The sequence below is a fragment of the Carboxylicivirga litoralis genome (genome assembly GCF_025499605.1).
GTDB lineage: Bacteria > Bacteroidota > Bacteroidia > Bacteroidales > Marinilabiliaceae > Carboxylicivirga > Carboxylicivirga litoralis.
The window spans coordinates 1-6,021 of sequence record NZ_JAFMVC010000055.1 but is presented as its reverse complement, the minus strand read 5'-3'; the positions used below and the strand labels follow the sequence as shown (position 1 = coordinate 6,021).

The window sequence follows — 6,021 nt, the reverse complement described above, 5'->3', positions numbered from 1 at the left end:
AGTTTTTCGAATTCTATTTTCTCAACAGTTAAAATTGTTGTTGGTTCGATACTTTCAATCGTAAACAAACTCGGTTTTTGATTCATGAAACTATCAATTGAAGCTACTGGTTGTTCTTCGAAGAAGAATTGAAAAGTAATATCTTTTCCATCTTTATTGAACCACTCTCGCAAACAGCCTTTTTTAATAAAAAAAATCTTGTTGGAAATTTCTCCTTCATTTAGCAATACAGTTTTAGGAGAAATTTCCTTTTCGATAAGAAAGCTTTGAAAACCTTTCCTGTTTTCCTCGCTCTCCTTTATCTTATTTATCAATTTACCAATCATTTCCAGTCTAAAAAAGGTTTGGTCTATATTACACACAACACCACAATAAATGCACTCTTTTATCTATATACACCATATTGTGTTAAGTGTTCTCAGCTAATATAGATAAATAACAAGACAAAATGATCACCTGATAAGAACTTCACCCCATTCCCTCAGCCCTCTACAACACTAATTATCAATACACAACAAAATCTAACACCCATAAAACCCTATTTTTTCCTTCTTTAAAACAAGATTATTTCCCTATATTTGCAACATTGTTGCATTTGTATTGTTTGTGTTTTATGAAGCCGGCAGATATACTAAATAATCGCAATTTGAAGCGCACCGCGTGTCGTGATGGCATACTCGAAGTCATCCTGGCGGCCGGACAGGCGCTCTCTGAGACGGAAATTAGGGAACGACTAAGTGGTGATTTTGATCGCACTACCTTTTATCGTTCATTTAAAACGCTTCATGAACACCAAATTATCCATAAAATAGTAGTGGATAACCAACTGACCAAATACGCTCTCGACAATAGCGTGACGAACAAAAAACCACATGCGCATTTTTACTGCGACCAATGCCAGGCGGTTAAATGTCTGGACAACATTCCTGTTCAGAACTATCAACTACCGCAAGGTTATACAAACAACGAAACCGAAGTGTTGATAAAAGGCACTTGCTGCCAATGTAAACCACAGGACAAAGAATGATGTGGCTAAAAAAACATATCGCCTTATGGTTAACGGGTTTATTTATATTCCCCATCCTGTATCAACCACTACACGTTGTTTTGCATCACTCATCAAGGCATGCACATCATCATTGTTGTGCGCATAAGCACTGTCAGGTTCATGCCAATCCAAAGCAATCCAATGCCATTAAAGTATCATCGGCTGAAGACACCTGCCCTATCTGCGATTATCACTTTGCCACAAAAGATGTGGCCAACCCGCCTATTGAAAGAGTGGCTATTCTGGTTATCACTAATGATTATAATGATTTTGCTACGCAACAAAAGTATATACAGCCTTTCAGCAATAAATCCCCCAGGGCACCGCCGGCATCGATAAATCTTGCTCTTTAGCCGCATTTACACACCATAAGCTGAACACAACTTTGATACACACCGGTTTTATATCTTATTATAAAACACGTTGCGTCTCTGTGTTCAATTTCTGACGCATATAAATGCGAACCATTTTATTTTTCAGGCATAATCATCTCAATTAAAACGATATGAGTCGATTTATCATGCTTCTAATCAGCATGAGTTTTATACACGTTGCACTGTACAGCCAGGCAGGCTATCAGCTAAGCGGAAGCGTATTATCAGAAGATAAGAGTCCTTTAACAGGCGCTGTTATCTACCTGCACCCCATAAAAAAAGGAACCATCAGCGATGCTTCGGGCAATTTCACCATTGACAACCTGTCAATTGGTCGTTATACAATCGAAGTATCTTTTATTGGTTACAAAACACTATCTGACACCATTACCATCAATGGCAATCAAACTTATAAGGCTCTGCTGAAGGTTTCTTCAATGAGCCTGCAAGAGGTGGTAGTAAAGGATAACTATGCAGAAACACGTAAGAAGGAGGAGTCGCTGAATATTGAAATTGTTAATGATGAGTACCTGAAAAAGAACCTGGGTGGCAGCCTGATGAATTCACTGGAACGTTTACCTGGCGTGAGCACCATTGGTATTGGCTCAGGTCAGTCGAAACCGGTGATTCGTGGCTTAAGCTTTAACCGGGTTGTGGTGGTCGAAAACAACATTAAACACGAAGCACAACAATGGGGCAAAGACCATGGATTGGAAATAGACCAGTATGCGGTGGATAATGTAGAAGTCATTAAGGGGCCGGCTTCATTGATTTATGGCTCCGATGCCATTGGTGGTGTGATTAATATGAACATGCGCCACCTGCCTGCTGAAAACACCTTTGGAGGAAGCATTGATTTAACCGGTAAAAGCAATAATGACTTACTGGGAACGTCCATCTCCCTGTATGGCCGGAAGAAGTGGTTTTATGCTACAGCACGCGCTACTCTCATTGATTATGGCGATTACAAAGTACCAACCGATTATGTGGATATCTACTCCTACAAGGCGGCTTTGCACTACAGGCAATTGAGGAATACAGCCGGTAAAGAGCACAATTTACATGCTTCGTTCGGTATTATCCAGAATGGCTTTCAAAGTAAATTTCATGTGAGTTCGGTCAATAGTAAGAGTGGATTTTTTGCTAATGCACATGGACTGGAGCCACGTAATGTCGATACTGAGCTGCACGATAAATCGAACCGGGACATTAATCATCCCTATCAATCGGTTCATCATTTTAAGCTTAGCAACACCACACAATACCAATGGGAATCGACCAATGTGGAATTTAACCTGGGCTTTCAGCGTAATTTCAGGCAAGAGTTCAGCCAATATACCAGCCACGGTTATATGCCTCCTGTGTTTCCTGACACCATAAACTTTGCCTCTGATTTGGAACGGCAGTTCGAAAAGTATGTTTATTCGGGTAACGTAAAGCTAGGGCACCATCTGAATGAGCAAACGCAATTGTTCATAGGTTTAAACAGCGAATACCAGGACAATGCCATTGATGGACGCGGCTTTATCATTCCTGCTTACGAACAAATAAATGTGGGTGCTTATACGGTTGTAAAGCATACTTTGAATGAAAAAGCCAATGTGCAGTTAGGTGTACGCTATGATTATGGCCATATCAATACCAAGGAATACAACGATTGGTTTCCTTCACCCATTGATGATAGTGGTAACACGGCATATCTGCAGCGGGCCGAAGCCATTGAGCGAAGCTTTTCGAACATTTCCTGGTCGGCTGGCTTTAATTACCATCCTGGCAAATGGTCCTACAAAGCTAATGTGGGCAAGAGTTTTCGGATACCCATAGCCAAAGAGCTGGCAGCTAATGGGGTGAATTACCACCATTTTAGCTACGAAGTGGGTAACCCCGATTTATCGGCCGAAACATCGTATCAGCTGGATATGGGTGTAGAATATAGTTCGAAAGATTTTGCTATTGGTGCAACACCTTTTCTCAACTATTTCCCCAATTATATCTATCTGAATCCTACGGCGGAGCACGATAGATTATATGGAAATGGCAACCAGGTTTTTTATTATACCGAAAGCGAGGTATTCAGATATGGCACTGAGCTTCACGCTCACTACGAATTGTTGAAGCATCTGCAGTTAGGTTTGATGGGCGAGTATGTCTATTCCGAACAGCTGTCAGGCGAGAAAAAAGGTTTTACACTACCCTTTTCGCCGCCGGCCTCGGCCATTATTAACTTAAAATACCATCAGCTTCAATGGCAATTTATTAAAAATGCCTATTACTCGCTCGATTACCGGTTGACAGCCAGTCAGAATGAGATTGTACCGCCTGAAGAACCTACCGACGGCTATCAGGTAGTGAATCTGGGTTTTGGCGGCGATGTACAGCTGGGAAATCAGACTATTAACGTGTCGATGCAGGTACAAAACCTGTTCAATACCAAGTATTTTAATCACACAAGTTTTTACAGGTTGATAAACGTGCCGGAAGCGGGCAGGAATATTGTTGTAAATATTCTCATCCCGTTTTCGGGCAATATTAATTAAGCATAGTCAATCATTTAATAATTATAAACATGAAAACCAGATTTTTATTAATGGCCTTAGCCATCATATCAACATTATTTGTAACATCGTGCGACAACGATGACAACACAGCAAAACCTGTTGTTACCATTACCGAATTGGGTTATGAAAACAGCAAAATTGGCTACGCTGGTACCGATTTGCATATTGAAGCAGAAATTGTAGCGGAAGCAGGTATCAAAATGGTAGAAATTGAAGTTCACCCTGAAGGTGAGCATACTAAAGGTGCTACAGACGAACACGAAGATGAGTGGGAAGAAACCTATACCTACGAGTATGACGGCGAGAAAAACACCACTTTCCATGAGCATATCGACATTCCGGTATATGCCGAAGCAGGAGATTATCATTTCCATTTTGTAGTAACCGATATGGAAGGTAATCAAAAAGCTGTGGAGGAAGAATTGGAAGTGCAGTTGCCAATCGATGCTAATGCTCCAACAGTAAGTGTTTCTTCAGCACCAACAGCCAATCAGCAATTCAACAATGGTGAGACCATAACAATTTCAGGCGCAGTTAGCGATGAGTTGGCTTTAGGTGGCATTTACATTGGTTTGGTGCGCGACAATCAAAACCTGACAGATGCTGATGTTAACGCAACAAACACCATCACATTGTTACACACACATGATTTTACAAGCGCAACGGCTCACGACTTTACTGCCAGCATTGTGGTAGGGGCAGCAGAAGATAACAATATTACACCTAAAGATATTACTGGTGATATTGCCTGGCAGTCGGCTAACTACTACATCATTGTAAAATGCAAAGATGCCTTTGGTGGCAACTGGACCATTTCGCAACATTACCCTATTGTGATTAATCTATAGAAATCAACAGGATACAAAAACCAATCTTCCCTCTGGCTTTAAAGCCAGAGGGAAGTGCCAAAACGCAAGTGTGGAGATGAAATTCATTGTGTAGCACTGCTGCACTCCCAAATATCTCTGCATTAAAAATATTAACAGACATGAAGACTTTAAAAGCATTACTTATTCCCCTGTTACTTTTAACCATTTTCGTTGCCTGCTCTGACGATGACAGTGAAGTGGATAAAGAAAAGCCAACAATTGATTTATCCATAGATGGTGCTTTTCCGGTGAATTGCGAAACCATCTATTTTGGTGAAGAATTTGAGTTAAAAATGCGATTTACAGATAATGTAGAGTTAGGCTCCTACAGCATTGACATCCATAATAACTTTGACCACCACTCGCACAGCACCGAAGTAACTGAATGTGAGTTGGACCCCGTGAAAACCCCGATCAATCCATTCGTATTTATCGATGATTATACTATTCCAGAAGGCTCCGATGAGTATGTAACCAGCCTTAGAATTTTTATACCGGCCAATAATGATGAGGGCGACTATGACGATGGTGATTACCACTTTTTCATTAGCCTGACAGATAAAGAAGGATGGTCGGCACAAAAAGGCTTAAGCATTAAAATGCGTCATCGTTAGGGTCTTAGCTTAAAACCATATAATGCCGCACCAGGAAAAACATTTGTTATAAGCCTTGTGTGGCTTTATTTTTTTTATGCCAAATGTGACTGGGTGTTGGCTGCCTAAGTTAAACCAAATGTATTACAAAATGAGCCTTAATCATTTTGCTAATTACATTGGTTAATACCGATACATAATTAAAGTGGCTTTAAAAGCGAAGCGTTTTAAAGGCGCATTTTGATTAGCAAACGGTATTATTGACCATTCAAATGGAGCTGCAGGCCTTATATTTTGAATGTTTTATTAGCAATGCCAATCAATAGTTGAAATGCGATTAATATCAGTCTTACCTTCTTGTTTCAGTCCGGACCTCGTCTGGTGAGCATAAAAACAAGTTTCGTTTGACGCAAAATCGCGGTTGTTTGAGGTGGCGACGTAAGGAGTAGCCGAGTTTTAGCGATTTAGTCAAAAGAAAAGTAGTTTTTATAGCGAAGCAGGCGCAGTCTTGATTTTCTTTGCTTCCTTTCTTTTATCAAGAAAAGAAAAGGAAGTCAGGGTTTTAGGGATGAAATCCCT

At 40.4% G+C, this 6,021-nt stretch carries 6 protein-coding genes; 5 read left to right on the top strand and 1 reads right to left on the bottom strand.

Translation table 11 applies throughout. From position 1 onward, the window contains the following. A partial coding sequence (locus J1N10_RS20325; protein ID WP_262328569.1) for a Crp/Fnr family transcriptional regulator occupies positions 1-326 on the bottom strand: 326 nt, incomplete at its 3' end. Positions 327-646: 320 nt separating this feature from the next. On the opposite strand from J1N10_RS20325, the gene J1N10_RS20320 reads away from it, so the two are divergent. From J1N10_RS20320 to J1N10_RS20300, 5 genes are all read left to right on the top strand, one after another. Next, positions 647-1,027, top strand: a complete 381-nt coding sequence (locus tag J1N10_RS20320) for a Fur family transcriptional regulator (protein ID WP_262328568.1) — start codon at positions 647-649, stop codon at positions 1,025-1,027. Then, positions 1,024-1,401: a hypothetical protein gene (locus J1N10_RS20315; protein WP_262328567.1), complete on the top strand. Its 378-nt coding sequence runs from the start codon at positions 1,024-1,026 to the stop codon at positions 1,399-1,401. Before J1N10_RS20320 ends, J1N10_RS20315 begins: the two co-directional genes overlap by 4 nt. A gap of 152 nt (positions 1,402-1,553) precedes the next feature. Then, positions 1,554-3,959, top strand: coding sequence for a TonB-dependent receptor (locus tag J1N10_RS20310; RefSeq protein ID WP_262328566.1), 2,406 nt, complete (start codon positions 1,554-1,556; stop codon positions 3,957-3,959). 29 nt (positions 3,960-3,988) lie between these two features. After that, positions 3,989-4,828, top strand: coding sequence for a DUF4625 domain-containing protein (locus J1N10_RS20305; protein WP_262328565.1), 840 nt, complete (start codon positions 3,989-3,991; stop codon positions 4,826-4,828). 140 nt (positions 4,829-4,968) lie between these two features. Further along, the gene (locus J1N10_RS20300) at positions 4,969-5,463 is read left to right on the top strand and encodes a DUF4625 domain-containing protein (protein WP_262328564.1); all 495 of its coding nucleotides are present in this window, start codon (positions 4,969-4,971) and stop codon (positions 5,461-5,463) included. Positions 5,464-6,021: the final 558 nt, after the last annotated feature.

Excerpts from the sequence above, each read along its gene's own strand:
- J1N10_RS20315 (WP_262328567.1), top strand. The coding sequence starts at position 1,024 with ATGATGTGGCTAAAAAAACATATCGCCTTATGGTTAACGGGTTTATTT.
- J1N10_RS20310 (WP_262328566.1), top strand. The coding sequence starts at position 1,554 with ATGAGTCGATTTATCATGCTTCTAATCAGCATGAGTTTTATACACGTT.
- J1N10_RS20305 (WP_262328565.1), top strand. The coding sequence starts at position 3,989 with ATGAAAACCAGATTTTTATTAATGGCCTTAGCCATCATATCAACATTA.
- J1N10_RS20300 (WP_262328564.1), top strand. The coding sequence starts at position 4,969 with ATGAAGACTTTAAAAGCATTACTTATTCCCCTGTTACTTTTAACCATT.